The 18,441-nt window shown below is 40.4% G+C and carries 19 protein-coding genes; 14 read left to right on the forward strand and 5 right to left on the reverse strand.

The annotated features are described in order from the left end of the window. Window positions 1-67 precede the first annotated feature (67 nt). The 3 genes from AC0L6R_RS02835 to AC0L6R_RS02845 all read left to right on the forward strand — a co-directional run bounded on the left by AC0L6R_RS02835 (window position 68) and on the right by AC0L6R_RS02845 (window position 3,978). Window positions 68-643 carry a HupE/UreJ family protein gene (locus tag AC0L6R_RS02835; RefSeq protein ID WP_473269837.1) on the forward strand — a complete coding sequence of 192 codons (576 nt, stop codon included), beginning with the start codon at window positions 68-70 and terminating at the stop codon, window positions 641-643. Between the two features lie 73 nt (window positions 644-716). Beyond that, on the forward strand, window positions 717-3,047 hold the full coding sequence (locus AC0L6R_RS02840; RefSeq protein WP_473269838.1) for a M1 family metallopeptidase: 2,331 nt from the start codon (window positions 717-719) through the stop codon (window positions 3,045-3,047). 217 nt (window positions 3,048-3,264) lie between these two features. Continuing rightward, the gene (locus AC0L6R_RS02845) at window positions 3,265-3,978 is read left to right on the forward strand and encodes an NIPSNAP family protein (protein WP_473269839.1); all 714 of its coding nucleotides are present in this window, start codon (window positions 3,265-3,267) and stop codon (window positions 3,976-3,978) included. A gap of 118 nt (window positions 3,979-4,096) precedes the next feature. Here AC0L6R_RS02845 and AC0L6R_RS02850 read toward each other — a convergent pair whose 3' ends face one another. Further along, entirely contained in the window at window positions 4,097-5,221 is a 1,125-nt protein-coding gene (locus tag AC0L6R_RS02850; RefSeq protein ID WP_473269840.1) for an amidohydrolase, read from the reverse strand. A 140-nt stretch (window positions 5,222-5,361) separates the two neighbouring features. Here AC0L6R_RS02850 and AC0L6R_RS02855 point away from each other — a divergent pair, with 140 nt between their 5' ends. From AC0L6R_RS02855 to AC0L6R_RS02880, 6 genes are all read left to right on the forward strand, one after another. Then, window positions 5,362-5,538: a hypothetical protein gene (locus tag AC0L6R_RS02855; RefSeq protein ID WP_170124589.1), complete on the forward strand. Its 177-nt coding sequence runs from the start codon at window positions 5,362-5,364 to the stop codon at window positions 5,536-5,538. 10 nt (window positions 5,539-5,548) lie between these two features. Continuing rightward, entirely contained in the window at window positions 5,549-6,166 is a 618-nt protein-coding gene (locus AC0L6R_RS02860; protein ID WP_473269841.1) for a pseudouridine synthase, read from the forward strand. A gap of 212 nt (window positions 6,167-6,378) precedes the next feature. Beyond that, window positions 6,379-7,350, forward strand: a complete 972-nt coding sequence (locus AC0L6R_RS02865) for an AAA family ATPase (RefSeq protein WP_283413578.1) — start codon at window positions 6,379-6,381, stop codon at window positions 7,348-7,350. A gap of 187 nt (window positions 7,351-7,537) precedes the next feature. Next, window positions 7,538-8,218, forward strand: coding sequence for a hypothetical protein (locus AC0L6R_RS02870; RefSeq protein WP_473269842.1), 681 nt, complete (start codon window positions 7,538-7,540; stop codon window positions 8,216-8,218). A 31-nt stretch (window positions 8,219-8,249) separates the two neighbouring features. Further along, window positions 8,250-8,777, forward strand: a complete 528-nt coding sequence (locus AC0L6R_RS02875; RefSeq protein ID WP_473269843.1) for a hypothetical protein — start codon at window positions 8,250-8,252, stop codon at window positions 8,775-8,777. A gap of 81 nt (window positions 8,778-8,858) precedes the next feature. Continuing rightward, window positions 8,859-11,762: a TonB-dependent receptor gene (locus AC0L6R_RS02880; RefSeq protein WP_473269844.1), complete on the forward strand. Its 2,904-nt coding sequence runs from the start codon at window positions 8,859-8,861 to the stop codon at window positions 11,760-11,762. Between the two features lie 48 nt (window positions 11,763-11,810). Here AC0L6R_RS02880 and AC0L6R_RS02885 read toward each other — a convergent pair whose 3' ends face one another. Next, the gene (locus AC0L6R_RS02885; protein ID WP_473269845.1) at window positions 11,811-12,293 is read right to left on the reverse strand and encodes a cupin domain-containing protein; all 483 of its coding nucleotides are present in this window, start codon (window positions 12,291-12,293) and stop codon (window positions 11,811-11,813) included. 7 nt (window positions 12,294-12,300) lie between these two features. Beyond that, window positions 12,301-13,401, reverse strand: coding sequence for a non-hydrolyzing UDP-N-acetylglucosamine 2-epimerase (gene wecB, locus AC0L6R_RS02890; RefSeq protein ID WP_473269846.1), 1,101 nt, complete (start codon window positions 13,399-13,401; stop codon window positions 12,301-12,303). A gap of 137 nt (window positions 13,402-13,538) precedes the next feature. Between wecB and AC0L6R_RS02895 the strand changes: the two genes are divergently transcribed. The 5 genes from AC0L6R_RS02895 to AC0L6R_RS02915 all read left to right on the forward strand — a co-directional run bounded on the left by AC0L6R_RS02895 (window position 13,539) and on the right by AC0L6R_RS02915 (window position 16,535). Beyond that, window positions 13,539-14,204 (forward strand): hypothetical protein, encoded by a 666-nt coding sequence (locus AC0L6R_RS02895; protein ID WP_283413583.1) that lies wholly within the window; start codon window positions 13,539-13,541, stop codon window positions 14,202-14,204. 2 nt (window positions 14,205-14,206) lie between these two features. After that, on the forward strand, window positions 14,207-14,947 hold the full coding sequence (locus tag AC0L6R_RS02900) for a capsule assembly Wzi family protein (RefSeq protein ID WP_473269847.1): 741 nt from the start codon (window positions 14,207-14,209) through the stop codon (window positions 14,945-14,947). A gap of 63 nt (window positions 14,948-15,010) precedes the next feature. Continuing rightward, the gene (locus AC0L6R_RS02905) at window positions 15,011-15,910 is read left to right on the forward strand and encodes a hypothetical protein (protein WP_473269848.1); all 900 of its coding nucleotides are present in this window, start codon (window positions 15,011-15,013) and stop codon (window positions 15,908-15,910) included. 108 nt (window positions 15,911-16,018) lie between these two features. Further along, on the forward strand, window positions 16,019-16,213 hold the full coding sequence (locus tag AC0L6R_RS02910) for a peptidylprolyl isomerase (RefSeq protein ID WP_473269849.1): 195 nt from the start codon (window positions 16,019-16,021) through the stop codon (window positions 16,211-16,213). A gap of 31 nt (window positions 16,214-16,244) precedes the next feature. After that, the gene (locus AC0L6R_RS02915; RefSeq protein WP_473269850.1) at window positions 16,245-16,535 is read left to right on the forward strand and encodes a peptidylprolyl isomerase; all 291 of its coding nucleotides are present in this window, start codon (window positions 16,245-16,247) and stop codon (window positions 16,533-16,535) included. A 275-nt stretch (window positions 16,536-16,810) separates the two neighbouring features. On the opposite strand, the gene AC0L6R_RS02920 is transcribed toward AC0L6R_RS02915, so the two are convergent. Together AC0L6R_RS02920 and rlmH are read right to left on the reverse strand one after the other, a co-directional pair. Then, complete coding sequence (locus AC0L6R_RS02920; protein ID WP_283413586.1) at window positions 16,811-17,629, reverse strand: hypothetical protein; 819 nt, start codon at window positions 17,627-17,629, stop codon at window positions 16,811-16,813. Window positions 17,630-17,881: 252 nt separating this feature from the next. After that, a complete protein-coding gene (rlmH, locus tag AC0L6R_RS02925) occupies window positions 17,882-18,355 on the reverse strand; it encodes a 23S rRNA (pseudouridine(1915)-N(3))-methyltransferase RlmH (RefSeq protein ID WP_473269851.1) in 474 nt (157 codons plus the stop codon). Between the last annotated feature and the right edge of the window lie 86 nt (window positions 18,356-18,441).

Consider the following 18,441-nt stretch of genomic DNA (forward strand, 5'->3'; position numbering starts at 1 on the left):
TGTCTTTTCTGCCAATTATGACGTATAATTGCGCAATTTACTTCTTTAGAGGTATTTCACCCTTCTTATGAATTCATTTGAGTTATATTTTCGTCTAGGCCTTGAGCATATCCTTGATATCAATGGCTATGACCACATCCTTTTTGTGTTGGCACTCTGTGCAGTTTTTATTCCTAGAGACTGGCGCAAAGTTGTGATTTTAGTTACCGCTTTTACCATAGGGCATTCCATCACGTTGGCACTAGCCACATTTCGATTGATCAATGTCAACTCTGATCTCATCGAGTTTTTGATACCAGTTACGATAGCGATCACTGCTTTTATAACAATTCTACGACCAAAACCTGCGTCTGGGAAAGGGCTTTCGATTAATTACATCTTCGCGCTATTCTTCGGACTAATCCATGGTCTTGGATTTTCTATTTACCTGAGAAGTCTTTTGGGCAAAGAGGCAAGTATTTGGCATCCCTTACTAGCATTTAACCTAGGCTTGGAATTGGGACAGCTGGTAATCGTTGGCATATTTCTTTTGGCTACCTCAATACTTGTAGGACTGGCAGGAGTAAGTAGAAAAGAATGGACTTTAGTTGTGGCATCCATGGTATTTGGAGTGGCCCTAATGCTGATGTTAGAAGCTAAATAATGGTAAAAAACAGGTTAGCTGCCAGTAGCTGTTGAATTGACATACGAATAGAATTGAGCATAAAAATTATACAATGAAAAAATTACTTGCACTTACAGCGCTAGCAATCACGGGGATTTTCCCTGCTTTTGCGCAGCAATCAGAGCAGAATCATGCAGAGCGATTTGAGCAGCTCGGACCTATGCTTCGCTCTCCAAATGTTTATCGCACTGCCTCCGGAGCTCCGGGTCACATGTATTGGCAGCAGCAGGCTAACTACGTGATTAATGTAGAGCTGGATGATGAAAATCAGTCCATCAAAGGATCAGAAAAGGTCACTTACATCAATAATTCACCGGACCAATTGACTTACCTATGGGTTCAATTGGAAGAAAATCAGCGTGGTCCTGATTCAGATGCTCCTAAATCTTCCGAGAGCTCTATTAATTCTAGAATGACTCTTCGTTCCCTCGAAGGTCTAATCTGGGCAAATGATGACTTTGGTTATAAAGTACTTGAAGTAAAGGACGCTAAGGGCAATCCACTTCCTGTTACAGTAAATAAAACCATGATGCGAATCGATCTTCCTACACCTTTAAAAGCTGGCGACAGCTTTACTTTTGGAGTAGATTGGACTTTCAATATTACCAATAGAGTTGGGTATATCTCTGGTCGTCCAGGATACGAGTTGTTTGAAGAAGATGGCAATTACCTATATACCATGGCTGAGTGGTTCCCTCGAATGGCAGTTTATTCCGATTTCGAAGGATGGCAAAACAAGCAATTCCTAGGTTCCGGAGAGTTTGCTTTAGTCTTTGGAGACTATGAAGTGAATATTACTGTACCTGCAGACCATATGGTAGGGGCAACTGGAGAACTTCAAAATGCAAGTCAGGTTCTTTCGGCAACTGAGCTAAACAGATGGAATACTGCCAAGAAAACTTACGATAATCCTGTAGTCATCCGTACGCAGGAGGAAGCAACCGAATTGGAAAAGGGTAAATCAACTGCTAAGAAAACCTGGAAATTCAAAGCTGAAAATGTTCGTGATTTTGCATGGACTTCTTCCCGTAAATTCATCTGGGATGCCATGGCTGTAAAGCAAGGTGGTAAAGATGTGATGGCTATGTCTTATTATGCCAAAGAAGCTAATCCGCTTTGGGGTCAGTATTCTACCAGAGTGGTGGCACATACAATCAAGTCTTACTCTGCACATACCTTTGATTATCCATACCCTACAGCCATTTCTGTAGAGGCTGCTAATGGAATGGAGTATCCAATGATCTGCTTCAACTACGGTCGTCCAGATTCGGATGGTACATACTCTGAAGCAGTGAAAAACGGCATGATCGGGGTAATCATTCATGAAGTAGGACACAACTTCTTCCCAATGATCGTGAACTCTGACGAGCGTCAGTGGACTTGGATGGATGAGGGGTTGAATACTTTTATGCAATTCATGGCAGAGCAAGAGTGGGATCGGAATTTCCCTTCCCGTCGTGGGCCAGCACACAAAATTGTGCCTTACATGAAAAGCAGTGTAAATACATTGGAACCGATCATGACCAATTCTGAGAATATCATTCAATTTGGTCCAAATGCTTATGCAAAACCGGCAACTGCGTTGAATATACTTCGCGAGACAGTGATGGGTCGAGAATTGTTTGATTATGCATTTAAGGAGTATGCACGCAGGTGGATGTTCAAGCATCCTACTCCTGACGATTTGTTCCGTACGATGGAAGATGCTTCTGCAGTTGATCTGGATTGGTTTTGGAGAGGTTGGTTTTACGGAACTGAGCCTGTGGATATAGCTATTGAGAATGTAGCTTTGTACAAAATGGAAAACCGGACCCCTGCAGAAATCAATGCAGAAAGGAAGGCGCAAGCTGACCGTGAGGAGGATTACGTTTCCAAAGAGTTTAATAGGACAGAAATCCAAGAGACCGTAATTGAAGCAAATCCAGCTACGCGCGATTTCTATACTTCTTATAATCCTTTCACCGTGACTCCGGAAGATGAAGAGAGCTATAAGAAATTTATGGCTAGCCTTTCGCCGAAGGAAAAGGAGTTGATGGAAAGTAATTTGAATTTCTATGAGATCACCTTCAATAACGTAGGTGGCTTAGTAATGCCTATCATTTTAGAATTCCAATACGCAGATGGTACCTCCGAGATCGACAGAATCCCAGTAGAGATCTGGAGAAAGAATGAGTCTCAGGTGACTAAGGTTTTTGTGAAGGAAAAAGAAGTAACTCAAATCATACTCGATCCAAAAAGAGAAACTGCCGATATAGATGAGTCGAACAATTACTGGCCAGCTCAGCTTCAGCCTAGCAGATTTGAACTGTTTAAAGGTTCAGGAGCTGCTAGAGGAACATCAGTCGGAAGCAATCCAATGAAGAAAGCTCAAACCAATAAGTAAGTAGAAAGCCGACGTGAGTCGGCTTTTTTTCATTAAATCTATTTCTCTGTATTCTCAAATTTCTGTTAGGGTTGTTCGAACAGGATTGATGAATTCAATGTTTACCTTAGATTGCAATTCAATTACCCATTCTTAACCTAAAGCCTAAAAAATGAAAGAATTAAAAACATTATCACTCGGTTTTTTTGCGTTGTGCCTGCTCCTAAGCTCAAGCTTGATGGCTCAAAAAAGAGATTTCTACGAACTGAGAACCTACCACATCGAAAATGCCGAGCAGGAAGCAATGCTTGACGATTACCTAGCCAATGCTTTTATTCCTGCTGCCCACAGACATGGAATAGCAAAAGTTGGGGTTTTTAAACCTATCGCTTCTCAGCCTGATGCAGGAAAGAAAGTGTACTTATTTGTCCCGTTCAAATCGATGGATGAATTCCTAGGTTTGGACAGTAAATTGGCAAAAGATGCTGCTTACCAAACTGCTGGCAGTTCTTATATCAATGCGGCTTTTGACAATCCACCTTACAAAAGAATAGAAACTTCGATCCTTCAAGCAATGACTGGTCAGCCTAAATTCACCGAGTCTGAATTGACTAATGCTAAAAAGGATAGAGTTTACGAATTGAGAAGTTATGAAGGGCCAACGGAAAGACTTTACAAGCAGAAAGTGAAAATGTTTAATTCTGGCGAAATGGACATTTTCAGCAGAATAGACTGTAGTCCAATTTTCTATGCTGAAACGATAGCTGGTGCTAATATGCCAAACTTAGTCTATATGACTACTCATGAAAATATGGAAATCAGAAATGAACACTGGAATGTTTTCAGAACAGATCCGGCTTGGTTAGCCATGAAAGATTTACCAGAATATGCCAATACCGTATCCCGCAACGACACCAGATTGCTTTATCCGGCTGAATATTCGGATTTGTAAGAGATCTCCCGCCAAGGCGCTACCGCGCAAAGTTCTGTTGATCTCTGTTGGCCTGCTTCTCCACAAGCAGGACTTCAGCTAGACCCTCCAGGTTTTGAAAACCTGGAGGGTCTTTTTTTTACCCATTCACCTTTCTTGCAATTCCCTCAAAATTCTTCACACCTGTCTCTATCAACTCATCCGGAAAATCATAGGTAGGTTCATGGAGTTGTGGGCAGTTTTCCCCTGATCCCAATCCAAAAAGATAGGAAGGACAACTTTGGCTGAAAAGCCCAAAATCCTCCGACCAGCGAAAGGGTTCCGGCTTCTCAATTACTTGCAAATTTTTTTCTTTAAGTACACCTTCTGCAATAGCAGCTGCTCCGGGATCATTTTTGGAAACGGCGAACGATTCTACGAAGGAGAATTTACAGCCAAGCTTTTCGGTAGTTGCAATTCTCTTGACTTCCTCGGTAATCATCTTGATCAGATTTTCCAGATCATCCTGATCAAATGCCCGGACCGTCAGGCTCAGGCTTCCTTTTCCAGCACTAGTCCCAAATGCCAAACTTCCGATCTCCGCATGAATAACTGTGACTAAAGCAAAGGTGGAAAGCTTTTCTGTAAGTTTTGGAAGGGTTTGAATCAACTGTGCAATTGCCTGAGCGGGGTTTATTCCTGCATCGGGGTGGGCAGCATGGGAAGTTTTTCCTGTAAGGGATATCGTCAAGCCTGTACTTCCTGCGGCAAAAGTTCCTTTCCTGACAACAACTTGACGAAGTGGGAATCCTGGTAAATTATGTAGCGCAAAAGCATAATCCGGTTTGATCTGCTGGAATTTTGGATCATCCAAAACCCTTCTGGCGCCTTCGCCGGTTTCCTCCGCTGGCTGGAAAAGCAATACTACTTCACCACTTGCAGGTCTTTGCGCAGCAAGCTTTTCCCCTAGTCCGCAAATAATCGTCATGTGACCATCGTGTCCGCAAAGATGTGCTTTCCCTGCAGTCTGGCTTTTATAGCTTGGATCTCCTGTTTCCTGAATTGGCAATGCATCCAGTTCAGCTCTGAATAAAATTCGCTTACCAGGATTTTTCCCTTTAAAAATAAAAGCTAGCCCCATTCCCCCTATATTTTGAATGGTTTGATCTGGTTTTAGGTTGGCAAAAAAGGCTAAAATCTTCTCGGCTGTGGCAGATTCTTCACCGGCAATTTCTGGAGTTTGGTGTAAAAGCTGGCGAAGATTTATAAGTTCTGTAAGGGGCATTTTTATTAATTATTTTCGGAAGGTAAGTTTCTACTGCTCAGTTGGAATCATTTTTGACGAAAAAAATGAGGCTTCGATCAGGAACTATTCAAGATCGCTGGCTATTTTAGGATATCATTTCAACCCTTAATCTAACTTTTATGAGCGAAGCACAAATTCAAAACTACAACGAGCAAATCCAAGCTTTGGAATCACAAATCACCGGTGACATGTTTGCAGACATGGAGATTCGTGACAAAATCCATAACCTGAAGATGGAACGTGACGGTGTGAAGCCGACTGATTCCAGCATTGATTGCGTAGGCTGCGGCAGTTAATTAACTGACTTTGGCTAGATACTTTATTATATATAAGCCTTTTGGGGTTTTATGTCAATTTTCTGGAGAGGGGCAGACGCTTGCCTCTCTTTTTGATTTTCCAAAGGAGGTGTACCCGGTAGGCAGGCTCGACAAAGATTCTGAGGGACTTCTAATTATTACGGATGACAAATCCCTAAACCATCATTTGCTTAACCCTCGCTTTGGACACCAGCGAACTTACTACGCACAGGTGGAAGGATCTCCTGAGCCGGAAGCATTGAAAGGATTAATGCAAGGCGTAATGATCAATGTGGAGGGTAGAGATTACAAAACTAAACCTGCGATAGCCAAGGTGTTGGATCCAATTCCATCACTTCCAGACCGGGACCCGCCGATTCGCTACCGAGCTTCCATTCCTGATACCTGGATTTCTTTGACTTTAATAGAGGGCAAAAACCGGCAGGTTCGGAAGATGACAGCAGCGATTGGTCATCCTACGCTAAGGCTGGTTCGCTGGTCTATGGAGAAATTAACCATTCAAGGATTCAAGGTGGGTGAAGTGCAGGAGATCGAGGAAAAAACCATTTACCATAAGTTGGGACTGACTGGGTTTAAGAAGACGGAGGCAAATAAATCAAGGAGGTAGGTCCTTTCCCGCTCAAAACCTTCGAGGTTTTGTAAACCTCAAAGGTTATCTATGGCTGCGTCGCCGCGCCGCCGCGAGAAATAAGCTTCTTAAAAAATCATAAAATCCCTTTAATCGTAAGGCATTACCGCTTCTAAGATTTAAGATTGTCCTTTGGGACAAAAACCTCTATTTTAGTCTCCGATTAAAAAGCACTCAAAGATTCAGATTCCATGCATCAGGAAAAAATAGCAGACGTAATACAGGAAGTAAAGAAAGTAGTAGTAGGCCAGGACAGAATGGTCAACAGACTTTTGATTGGACTTTTTACCAATGGACATATCCTTTTGGAAGGTGTACCAGGCTTGGCAAAGACCTTGACGGTAAATACGCTGGCCAAAGTGCTACATCTTGATTTCAATAGAATTCAGTTTACTCCGGATTTGCTACCGGCGGATTTGATAGGTACGATGATCTACAATCCTCAAGCAGCAAGTTTCGAAGTAAAGAAAGGACCAATATTCTCCAATGTGATTTTGGCGGATGAGGTTAACCGTTCTCCTGCCAAAGTTCAATCGGCACTTCTGGAAGCCATGCAAGAAAAGCAGGTTACGATTGGTGATACTACCTATCAGCTTGACCGTCCCTTTTTGGTTTTAGCAACTCAGAACCCTGTAGATCAGGAAGGAACTTACCCATTGCCGGAAGCACAGGTGGATAGATTCATGATGAAAGTTCATATCGACTACCCAAGCAAAGCTGATGAAATGGAAGTGATGCGTAGAATGGCAAACATGTCCTTTAGCTCAGAAGTGAATGCGATACTTTCAAAAGATGAGATTTTTGAGATTCGTAATCAGATCAATGCGGTAAAGATGGCTGAGCCATTGGAACACTATATCATAGAGTTGGTTTTTGCGACTAGATTTCCGGAGCAATATGGTCTGAAGGAAGAAGCCAAGTACATTCAATTTGGAGTTTCTCCTCGTGCAAGTATCAATTTAAACTTAGCATCCAAGGCGGTTGCCTTCATGGATGGTCGAGATTATGTGTTGCCCGAAGACATCAAGGAAATAGCAGAAGATGTACTAAATCACAGAATAATTCTCAATTATGAGGCAGAAGCCGACGGAATTAATACGCGAGATCTGGTCAAAATTTTAATGGAGAAAGTTCCCATTAACAAATCGGTAACATTGAAATAACTGCTATTCTAAGTAAAAAAAGGCTTTTCGAAAGAGAAGCCTTTTTTTATGCACTTTTTGTTATTCCAATATTAAATTCTGTAATCAATATTAAAAAAAGCATAATTCGGAAAATACTCTTGCGGTGAATAATTGAAGCAGATTTGCAACGTCAAAGAAGGCAAACCATTTCAATTATACTATACCAATGAAAAAGTTCAATTCCCTATTATTCATGTTTGCAGCAATCGTGATTGGATTCACAAGCTGTATAGACGGAAATGACAAACCAGTAGATCCTGTGGATCCAGGAGCAGATAATGTTTTGCTTGTAAACACAAACATCACTTCCAATACAACTTGGGAGACTGGTAAGACTTATGTACTTGGAGGAAGAATTACTGTTACTTCTGGGAATACATTAACCATCCAGCCAGGTGTAATTGTGAAAGGCGAAGTAGGATCTGGCTCTAATGCTACAGCTTTGATTATTGCTAGAGGTGGCAAGATTGACGCACAAGGAACCGCAACATCTCCGATCATCTTCACTACAGTTGCTGATGAAATCATACCTGGTCAAATTGCTTCACCTAATCTTGATCCAGATCTTTCTGGTCTTTGGGGAGGTTTGATCGTTTTGGGAAATGCTAAGGCTTCCCTTGCAGGTGATGTCACCGAGGTACAAATTGAAGGTATACCACCGTCCGATACAAACGGACTTTACGGTGGATCAAATGATGAGGACAACTCAGGAACTATCAAATATATTTCTATCCGTCACGGTGGTGCAAACATCGGTGAAGGAAATGAAATTAACGGACTGACACTTGGCGGCGTAGGCTCTGGTACAATTATCGAAAACGTGGAGGTGATCGCAAAATCAAGATGATGGAATCGAATGGTTCGGTGGTACTGTAAGCGTGAAAAATGCAATCATCTGGAATGCTGGTGATGACGCACTTGATACTGACCAAGCTTGGGCTGGTACGTTGGATAACTTCATCGTAGTTGCAGGTGGCGAAACTGATCACTGCCTAGAAATCGATGGTCCGGAAGGTTCATACAATGCTGGCCATACGTTGAAAAACGGAACTGTTAAAGGGAATGCAGTTGCTGAACTAGGCGACTTCCGTGATGGAGCTAGAGGTACATTTGAGAACATTTACTTCTTCAACTTTGCTGACCCAGCAACCACAGATGGTCGTGGTGACTTATCCCTAAGCGGTGACAAAACACTCGCAACATTCTCTGAAGGATCATTGAAATTTATGAATCTCGAAGCTACCCTAGCAGATGGTGTTACGTTGGCTACAGTTTTCAAAAATGGTACTGCTGCTTCAGCAACAATGGTAGCTGCCGGTGCTAATACTGTAGGGGCAAACAAGACTGCTTTTGCTAGCACTTGGTCTTGGACTGCAGCCTCAGGCGCTATTTCTGATCTAAAATAAACAAACACACTTTTGAAAGAAGGGAGAAAGAACTTGCAAGGTCACTTTCTTCCTTCTTTTAAAATTTATTCTAATTGCTGTATGAAAAATCAATCTACTAATCCACTCATGAAGGGATTTCTGATTTTAGTTCTGCTTGTGCTTTCTCAAGTATTTGCAGGATTTGTTTTTGCCCAAAACGGTACCATTCGTGGCGCTGTCTTCGAAGAAGGTACAGGCGAACCTCTATTTGGTGTCTCTGTTTTAGTAAAAGAAACATCTACAGGAGCTGTAACAGATTTCGATGGTAAATTCGAAATTAAAGTTGCTCCAGGGTCTTACACTCTTCAGATCTCTTACATCTCCTATTCTTCTATCAACTTGACAGAAGTAGTAGTAAAAGCAGGAGAGGTAAACGTAATCAATGATCTGATGATGGCTGAAGAAGCATCAGACCTCGAGACCGTAACTGTCTCTGCCTCTGCAATCAGAACTACTGAATCAGCTTTACTTTCTGTAAAACGAAATGCTGCTAACCTCCTTGATGGTATTTCTGCCAGCACTTTTCGTCAAATCGGTGATGGCGATGCTGCTTCTGCAGTAAAACGAGTGACAGGTGTATCTATCGAAGGTGGTAAATATATCTATGTAAGAGGGCTTGGCGACAGATATACCAAAACTGTTTTGAATGGCGTGGATATTCCAGGCCTTGATCCTGATAGAAATACAATCCAAATGGATATATTTCCTACCAATGTGATCGATAACATTATCGTTTCCAAATCTTTTACAGCTGATCTTCCTGCGGATTTTACAGGTGGTGTTGTAGATATAGAAACAAAAGATTTTCCTGAGGAAAAAACAATGCGATTGAGTTTGAGTGGTGGTATCAACCCATCCATGCACTTCAACTCAAATTATTTGAAATACGATGGTGGCAACACTGACTTTTTAGGATTTGATGATGGCACAAGAGCTATTCCTACAGACGGAAGAACAGACATCCCTCAATATGGTGATGCAGTAGGTAATCCAAATGGCCCAAAAGGCATGGAGTACCAAGAGATTCTTGGAAACTTCAACAAAACACTGGGTGGCTACAGAGCTAATAGCTTGATGGATGTTGGAGTTAGCTTTTCCCTTGGAAATCAATTTACAAGATCAAAAGCCACTTGGGGTTACAATTTTGCTTTGACCTATAAGAATGAGACGGAGTTCTATCAGGATGCAGAGTACAACTTGTATGCTAAGCCTAGAGAGGCTGATCAGACGGAGCTTGAGCCTTTGGAAAGACAGCGTGGAGACTTTGGTGTAAACAATGTATTGCTTGGCGGACTTGCGGGTATTGCCTTGAAGACTGACAATTCAAAATTCAAGTTGAATTTAATGCATTTGCAAAATGGAGAGTCTAAGGCAGCTGATTTTGCTTTTATCAATACCAACCTAGGAGCGAACTTTGAAGCTAGACAATATAACTTAGAGTATAGCCAAAGAGGATTAACTAGCATTTTGCTAGCGGGTACACATTACATCAATGGAAATGATTGGGAGCTTAATTGGAAACTAGCTCCAACAAGATCTACTATTTCTGATCCAGACATTAGATTTACAAGATTTAGAGAGCCTACCAATACTGTATCCACTGAAGTAGGACTTCCTGCTAGAATCTGGAGAGATCTAGAAGAATATAGCATTGTTGCAAAAGGGGATATCGCTAAAAGACTGACACTTTTCTCTAGAGAAGGTAAAGTTAAATTTGGTGGTAATTATGTCTTCAAACAGCGTGATTTCAACATTCAAAGCTTCCAGTTTGCTACAGGAAATACAGAGTTTACAGGCGATCCAAATGAGATTTTGCTTGAAGAGAATCTTTTCTCTGCAGACAATAGAAATGGGGTAAGGTACAATGCGGACTTTATTCCGATTAATGCGAACGCCTACAATTCCATCGCTACCAATATGGGCGGCTATGTGTCAGTGGAGGCAAATCCAGCAGAAAAATTAAAAGCTATCGTAGGATTAAGAGTTGAGAAATACAATCAATACTATACTGGTACTAACCAGACTGGAACAATCAATTATGATTTGGTTGAAGTACTTGATGATATGGATTTCTTTCCAACTGTCAACTTGATTTTCAACTTGAAAGAAAATCAAAACCTACGTGCTTCAGCATCTAGAACCATCGCAAGACCTTCTTTCAAAGAACTGTCTTATGCGGAAATTCTTGACCCAATCACAGGTAGAACTTTTATTGGTGGTCTATATCCTGAAACTACCAATGGGGGAACAGAAGTCCTTTGGGATGGTAATTTAGTTTCTACTCATGTGAATAACTTTGATTTGAGATGGGAAGCTTTCCAGGAAAGAGGTCAAATGCTTTCAGTAAGTGCCTTCTACAAAACCTTTGAAAAGCCTATTGAAATGGTTCAGTTCCTAGCTGATCCTGGAACTTTCCAGCCTAGAAACGTAGGTAATGGTACTGTTGCAGGTTTAGAGTTTGAATTCAGAAAATCTCTGAAATTCATTGCTCCTACCTTGGAAAATTTCTCTTGGAATACGAACGTTACGGTAACTAAATCTCAAATAAAAATGTCTGAATCTGAATTCAGATCAAGATCATTGACAGCTAGAGAAGGTCAGGTAATTGAGGATACACGTGACATGGCCGGACAGGCACCTTACTTGATCAACACAGGCTTAAGCTATAACTCGTTCACTACTGGTTGGGAAGCTGGTGTTTTCTATAATGTTCAAGGATCTTCTCTTCAGTATGTCGGATTTGGTAACAGAACAGATACATACTCTGTACCATTCAATAGCTTGAATTTAAACATCAACAAGACTTTTGGGGCAGATGAGCGTCTGCAAGCTGGCTTTGGGGTGCAAAATATTCTGAACTCAAAGAGAGAGTATGTTTATAAGTCATATGAGGCACAAGATCAGATTTTCAGCAGCCTTTCTCCAGGCACAAAAATCAACATGAGAGTTTCCTTCTCTTTCTAATATTCCAACTATCACAATTGAAAAAGGCTCCCGAAAGGAGCCTTTTTTTTATGTCAATTTATTGATGATTTCGAAAGATTCTGGGAATTGTTGGAGAAGTGCCTTGGTCTCGAAGAGTTCAAAATCTCCAAAATCAAAACCAGGCGAAACGACGCATGAAACTAATGCGTAACTGTCAGGCTCGTCCACTGTGCTACCAAAGATGGTATGAGCTTTTACTAAATGCTGAGGAGAAGTAATTGCCGTACTTGATGGATATCCAAGCGAAAGCTGCTTATGACCAAGTTCACTTAAGGTGTGAATTGTCAAATTGCTTCCTTCATGGAAGAACCAAAGCTCATCACTTTTGATACGATGGAATTTTGATACATTCTCTGAGGTAAGTAGAAAGTAGATGGCTGTTGTTAGGTTTCTATTCCCGGCACTTGTTTCAATGTTTGCTTCAGATCGATAAGTCTCTGAATAGAACCCTCCCTCTGGATGAGGCAGTAGGTTCAATTTTTCTACCAAAAAAGCTATTCTGTTCTGCACCTCCATATCAAGCTGCGGAATAGGAATCTAGTAATATAGCTACTATTCGCTCTGCTGTTTTTCCATCCCAAAGAGGAATTCCTTGGTATTGCTTCCATTCTCCCTGCATTATTTTTTCCAAGTAAGGTTTAAGCTTAGCTGGATCAGTCCCTACAAGTTCATTGGTGCCAAGGTGGATGGTTTCAGCACGTTCAGTATTGTCTCTGAGAGTAATACAAGGCACATTCATGACAGAAGCTTCTTCAGTAATTCCTCCAGAATCGGTGATTACACCTTTCGCATTTTTTACCAGATAGTTGAATTCCAAATATCCTAAAGGTTCACACATATGAAGGTGCGGTGCATCGATACCAATTGTTTGTAAGTTCTTGGCGGTGCGTGGATGCACTGGAAAAATGATTGGTAATCCTTTTGTGCCTTCCAGAATCGCATCTATCATGGCTTTTAGTTTTTGCTCTTGATCCACATTTGCAGGACGGTGCATGGTCATCACAAAGTATTGACCAGGTTCCAAGCTTTCGAAAATCTCACCTTCCGGCTTTTGGAATCTAGGCATCTGCGCCATCAATGTATCTATCATCGTATTGCCTACGTAATGGATTTTTTCTTCAGAAAAACCACTATTTCTAAGATTGCTATTTGCTATCTCAGAGGTGGTGAAAAAATGATCGGTAATACTATCTGTGACCATTCTGTTGATTTCCTCGGGCATGGATAAATCGCCAGAGCGTATTCCTCCTTCTACATGAGCTACATCTATTTGGAGTTTTTTGGCAGTAATAGAGCAGGCAAGTGTGCTGGTGACATCTCCTACAACTAGTACAAGGTCTGGGCGATTTTCAAGAAGTTCTTTTTCAAATGCGACCATAATTGAGGCTGTTTGCTCAGCTTGAGTTCCACCTCCTCCTCCAAGATTTGCGTTAGGCTCTGGGATATTCAGTTGATCAAAAAAGTCACCCGACATCTTTTTATCATAATGCTGTCCAGTATGAACCAATCGGAAATTGATATCAATGCCTTCCTGTTGCTTTTTGATAAATTGGTGAATGATAGGCGCAATTTTCACGAAATTGGGTCGCGCACCTGCGACTATGGTAAAAGTAGCCATCTCATATTTTTTTTTGTAGCCAAAAATAGTAAAACCTTTTGGAGACCTGAGCTAAAATTACCCTTCTTTTGGTAAGTCTCATTTGGCTCCTTTTTTGTTTCTTTGCAAGGTTCTATTTTCTTAACTAATTGAATTTGATGGATTATTATAAATGGTCAAAAGCAGTGAAGATACTTCTACTTCTTATGACTTTAGGGTTTGTTTCCTCTTGTACTGAAACATTGGAGTCAGAGCAAGTGGTCTATTCCAATGATTTTTCAAATCTAGATTTGGCAGGATTTGAAAACGGTAGGTTTTTAATTTTTGAAAATGACACAGTAGTCGGCTATTACCATAATGAAGAAATTGCAGTTAATTTGTCTGGTCTTCCATCCCACAATCTGTTAAAAGTTACGCTTGAGATTTTGGTTCATGATTCTTGGGATGGAAATGCTTCAGATAATGGAAATGGTCCAGATCAATGGTTTTTTGGGGTAGATGATGAGGAGGTTTTTAGAACTACATTCTCCAATACGCCTTGTGAATCCACCTATTGCCTTTACCAATCTTATCCAGATCATTTCTTCAAACAAAATAGACCTAAAACAGGAGCAATTCAGACGAATATGCCTGGTCTTTGTCTTTTTGGCGCATTTCCGAATTATACGACCAGATATAGTATTTCCAAGATTATTGAACATAGTAATCCCAATTCCAGAGTTTATATGAATTCGGAATTAGTGGCGGATAATGCAACTGACCCTTTGTGTGATGAATCTTGGTCTTTAGCTAAAATTACTATTGAAGCCCTTACCTTGAAATGATGATGAAGACAGGGAAAATTTTGAATAGTTTTTTTGGGACATTAGTGCTATTCCTTTTGCTCAATAATCCTTCTTTCGCGCAGACTGTACCAGTAGGCACGCCAGTATTGGATGATTATTTAAGAAGAGCGCAACTATTGGGAGATGTGGACTCCGCATCTTCTTTTATGATCAGACCACTCTATCCCACTGAGGCCTTCGGGATTAAATATGGCTTTGACCTCGATAGCTCTGTGGTTGATTTGGATGTCTCCAAGGTCAACAAAGTTTTTGGAAAGAATAATCAAGGCAAGTTTTTACTTCTGCCTGCAACTGCTAAGTTTCAGTATAATTCGACATATGCCTTCGGAGTGAATGATGGCGCTTTTATTCCAAATCGAGGAATTCAAAGTATACTTAGTGTCGGCGCTTATTTAGAATATGGACCGTTGAGCCTACAATTTCAACCGGAAATGTTAATGGCTCAAAACAAGGATTACAAGGGCTTTCCAATCGAGCATCAAGCAACTGTTTTATTCTATTATGAATATATGAACAGAATAGATATGCCAGAGCGATTTGGAGAGAATGCCTACAATCGTGCCTATTTAGGTCAGTCTAGTCTTCGCTTTAATTTTGATGAGTATTCAATAGGCATTTCCTCCGAGAATCTTTGGTGGGGGCCTGGTAGACGAAACTCGCTTTTACTTGGAAATAATGCCCAGGATTTGTCCACTTCACGGCTAACACCCGAAAACCAGTAAAGACAAAAATTGGATCATTTGAAGGGCAGATGATTGGTGGATTCTTTGAGATCTTCAGGTTACTTGCCTCCATTATCTGATTATAGAATTCAGGAAAATCCAGTTTTAATTCCTAAACCAGAGGATAATAAGCGTTTCTTGTCAGGAATCGTATTGACTTATCAGCCAAAGTGGGTTCCTGGATTATTTTTGGGATACGGGTCAACAAATCAAATGTACAGAAGTGATATTTCTGATCTAGGAGATATACTTCCGGTATTTAATGGCAGGAAAAAAGCGCAGAATATTGTAGATCCTACTCAAGAAAAGAGACAGCAATTTAGCTCAGGGTTTTTCAGATGGCTAAGTCCAGAAGGGCACTTCGAATTCTATGGTGAGTATGGGACCCGGGATAATGATCGCAAAATGAGCGATTTCATGATAACTCCTGAATCTGGCAGAGCCTTCACTTTTGGGTTTTCGCACTTGATGAGTTTGAAAAAGCCTGGTCATTATTTCCAGATTAGTTCTGAGATGACTCAGACGGGACAAACTATCAGAGAAGATATCAGAGCGCTTAAAACATGGTATATACACGATCATGTTGTAGAAGGCTATACTCAAAATGGTCAGGTGTTAGGAGCAGGAAATGGTCCTGGCAGTAATGTGATATTCGTTGAGTTTGCTTGGGTTAATAAAATGAATAGAATTGGCTTCCAAATGGAGCGAATTGTCTATAACAACGACTTTTATTACTACAGATATGAAGCTTCGAAAGACTGGCGAAACAAATATGTGGATCTTGTCCCTTCTTTCATAGGTGACTGGAAGTTTGGTAGTGTTTTAGTAAATGCCCGACTGCAATATGTCAATACCTTGAATTACAAATGGTATCTGGAAAATAGCCCAGATCAGTATTTTGTGCCTGGTTATGATAGGAAAAACTTCGTAGGTCAAATCGGAGTTGCTTATCTATTTAGATAGGGTTTTCATTCAAAAGCTATAAAATCTAGCTTGAGGATGGCATCAGAAAGTTTGATAATTATCCATGAGGCGAGATTCCATTTCTCATCAAAAAACAATTAAATACACATGAAAGTAGAGAAGAATAAAGTGGTAGCAGTTTGCTATGATCTCAAAGTGGATGATGGAGAGACGGGTATGGTTCCGTATGAAACTGTCCCAGAGGACAAGCCATTTTACTTTTTGTTTAATGCCGGTGAAGTTTTTCCAAAGTTCGAAGATGCCTTGCTGAGGGAAGTCGGCTGGAGACACATTCACAGCTGATCTTAGCTTTGAAGAAGCCTATGGGGATTATATGGAGGAGAAAAAAACCATAATTCCAAAAGCTAATTTCAAGGAAAAAGGAAAGACAAATAAGAACCTACTGCGCATAGGGAATGTAATTCCTATGCAGGATAATAAGGGTGGACAGATCAGAGGAGAGATTACGAAGATTGATTATAAAGGTGTCCATATGGATTTCAATCCGCCACTAGCAGGATACGATTTGTCTTTTGAAGGTAAAATCATCTCGGTACGGGATGCCTTACCGGAAGAACTCGAACATGGACATGCTCATGGTCCAGATGGTCATCATCATCACTAACCTAACTTAATCAAATGCCCTGTTCATAGAATAGGGCATTTGTCGTATAGGGAGCTTCAAAAAATGAGAATATTTTTGAAATAACAAACGAACCTAACTCTTATGACTGAGGATGTTATTATCGCTGTGATAAAAAAAGCTCTCCTGATTGGGTTCTTCGTAGCATTTATGGCTTAACAAATACTAAAATATTGGAGTAAGGTTTTTTTAACAGATTGTTTGGACGACAGGGGTGATTGGTCCAACAAGTTTAGGCCTCCTTTAGGAGGCCATTTTTAGTTTGATGCTAGCAAGTTGGCTTGTTCTTCTGCTAATGCTTTGAGGCCTTCAATTCTCTCAGAATTGTAAAGTTTCAGTGCCTTATTTAATTGTGTGGAAGCCTTTTCAAAGCGTTGATCATTGAAATATGAGATCGCATCATTATAATATTGCAGTCCTGCTAATTCAGTCAAGTTGACTTTTCTAAAAATTGCATTATCAGAAAGATCTGCTTTCGGAGCTCCTAGTCTCTGGTTAAGAGACTTGAGCTGGGTTGAATCATCAGCTTTATACCCTTCTAAATAAGCAATAACCTCCGTTGGAGCTGTAATCATCCCACCGATGGGCAATGTACTTTCCAAAATAATATCTTTCCCCTCGTGATTCACTACTATAAACACATGATAATCCGTTTCCACAACTTTGTATACAAATCCATATCTTTCTAAGAGAAGAGCCAAAGCAGCAGAAGCGCTTACGCAATCATATTTTCCTTCTTCCAACATATCATTGAAAGTGGAATGTTGTTCGTAGGTTTTGAACAGCTGCTGATGAGATTTTTCAAAAATACTGCGGAGTACACTTAGGTGTGTGCCTTTTTTATTGAATTTTTTGTCCAGTTCAGATACCAGGCCATCCCACTTTTCGTCTGAAAGGGATCTCTCAGCTTGAACAGCTCTAAAAAGTAAATAGGGATTCTTTTGGCCTGCCTCCCATAACTCCTTCTCTGAATCGCTTTCAAAGCGTAAACCCTCAATTATTCCAATAGCATCTTGAGCCATGGCAAAAATGCCAATTGCAGATATTAGAATAAATGTGAGTAATACTTTTTTCACCTGGGATGAAGCTAATGTTACTATTGTTACGGTCAATGTTAGGTAAAGTTAACAATTTGGTAACATTAAAACATATAACTATCCAAAACTTAACATTGGAGTAATTTTAGGGGTAAGTCTTCAGCCTCAGTGATAGCTGCCAAAACATTATTTTGTGATGGTTAACTAACTCTAGACCGCTTGGTGCCTTTAGTAATTCTCTTGAACCGGAATGAAGGCTACTTAATACCGCACAATGCGGCTTAATCCTACCTATTCGTGATGATAGGGTTCATTTCGCAGGATTGTAAACCCACGATACAATTGTTCGATAAAAAATGGACGGATCATTTGATGTGAAAAAGTCATCTTAGAAATGGAAAGTTTACCGTTGGCTCGGTTATAAACTGCTTCAGAAAAACCATAAGGACCACCTATTACAAAAATCAATTGCTTCAGTCCACTATTCATTTTCTTTTGAAGAAACTCAGCGAAATCCATAGAGCTGTAGCTTTTGCCGCGCTCGTCCAATAGAATTACCTCGTCTGCGGGCATGATATTTTTCAGAATTAATTCGCCTTCTTTTTCCTTCTGGAGGCTTTCAGAAAGAGATTTACTGTTTTTAAGGTCAGGAATCACTTCAAATTCAAACTTGATATAAAAATTCAGACGCTTACTATACTCCTCGATCAAAGAGATGATTGCTTTGTTGTCAGTTTTGCCTATTGCGATAAGTTTTATTTGCATTCCCAAATATGTGGAATTTCTATTTATGGTCCATTTGTGTAGCTGAAAGGTCTAAAATTGGGGTGTTTGATACTTATATGTTTTTA

Source organism: Algoriphagus sp. 10J20-15, from assembly GCF_055809615.1.

Coding starts and splice junctions, on each gene's coding strand:
- AC0L6R_RS02880 (WP_473269844.1), top strand. CDS start 8,859: ATGAAAAATCAATCTACTAATCCACTCATGAAGGGATTTCTGATTTTA.
- AC0L6R_RS02835 (WP_473269837.1), top strand. CDS start 68: ATGAATTCATTTGAGTTATATTTTCGTCTAGGCCTTGAGCATATCCTT.
- AC0L6R_RS02845 (WP_473269839.1), top strand. CDS start 3,265: ATGGCTCAAAAAAGAGATTTCTACGAACTGAGAACCTACCACATCGAA.
- AC0L6R_RS02910 (WP_473269849.1), top strand. CDS start 16,019: ATGAAAGTAGAGAAGAATAAAGTGGTAGCAGTTTGCTATGATCTCAAA.
- AC0L6R_RS02840 (WP_473269838.1), top strand. CDS start 717: ATGAAAAAATTACTTGCACTTACAGCGCTAGCAATCACGGGGATTTTC.
- AC0L6R_RS02900 (WP_473269847.1), top strand. CDS start 14,207: ATGAAGACAGGGAAAATTTTGAATAGTTTTTTTGGGACATTAGTGCTA.
- AC0L6R_RS02870 (WP_473269842.1), top strand. CDS start 7,538: ATGAAAAAGTTCAATTCCCTATTATTCATGTTTGCAGCAATCGTGATT.
- AC0L6R_RS02895 (WP_283413583.1), top strand. CDS start 13,539: ATGGATTATTATAAATGGTCAAAAGCAGTGAAGATACTTCTACTTCTT.
- rlmH (WP_473269851.1), bottom strand. CDS start 18,355: ATGCAAATAAAACTTATCGCAATAGGCAAAACTGACAACAAAGCAATC.
- AC0L6R_RS02850 (WP_473269840.1), bottom strand. CDS start 5,221: ATGCCCCTTACAGAACTTATAAATCTTCGCCAGCTTTTACACCAAACT.
- AC0L6R_RS02865 (WP_283413578.1), top strand. CDS start 6,379: ATGCATCAGGAAAAAATAGCAGACGTAATACAGGAAGTAAAGAAAGTA.
- AC0L6R_RS02855 (WP_170124589.1), top strand. CDS start 5,362: ATGAGCGAAGCACAAATTCAAAACTACAACGAGCAAATCCAAGCTTTG.
- wecB (WP_473269846.1), bottom strand. CDS start 13,401: ATGGCTACTTTTACCATAGTCGCAGGTGCGCGACCCAATTTCGTGAAA.
- AC0L6R_RS02915 (WP_473269850.1), top strand. CDS start 16,245: ATGGAGGAGAAAAAAACCATAATTCCAAAAGCTAATTTCAAGGAAAAA.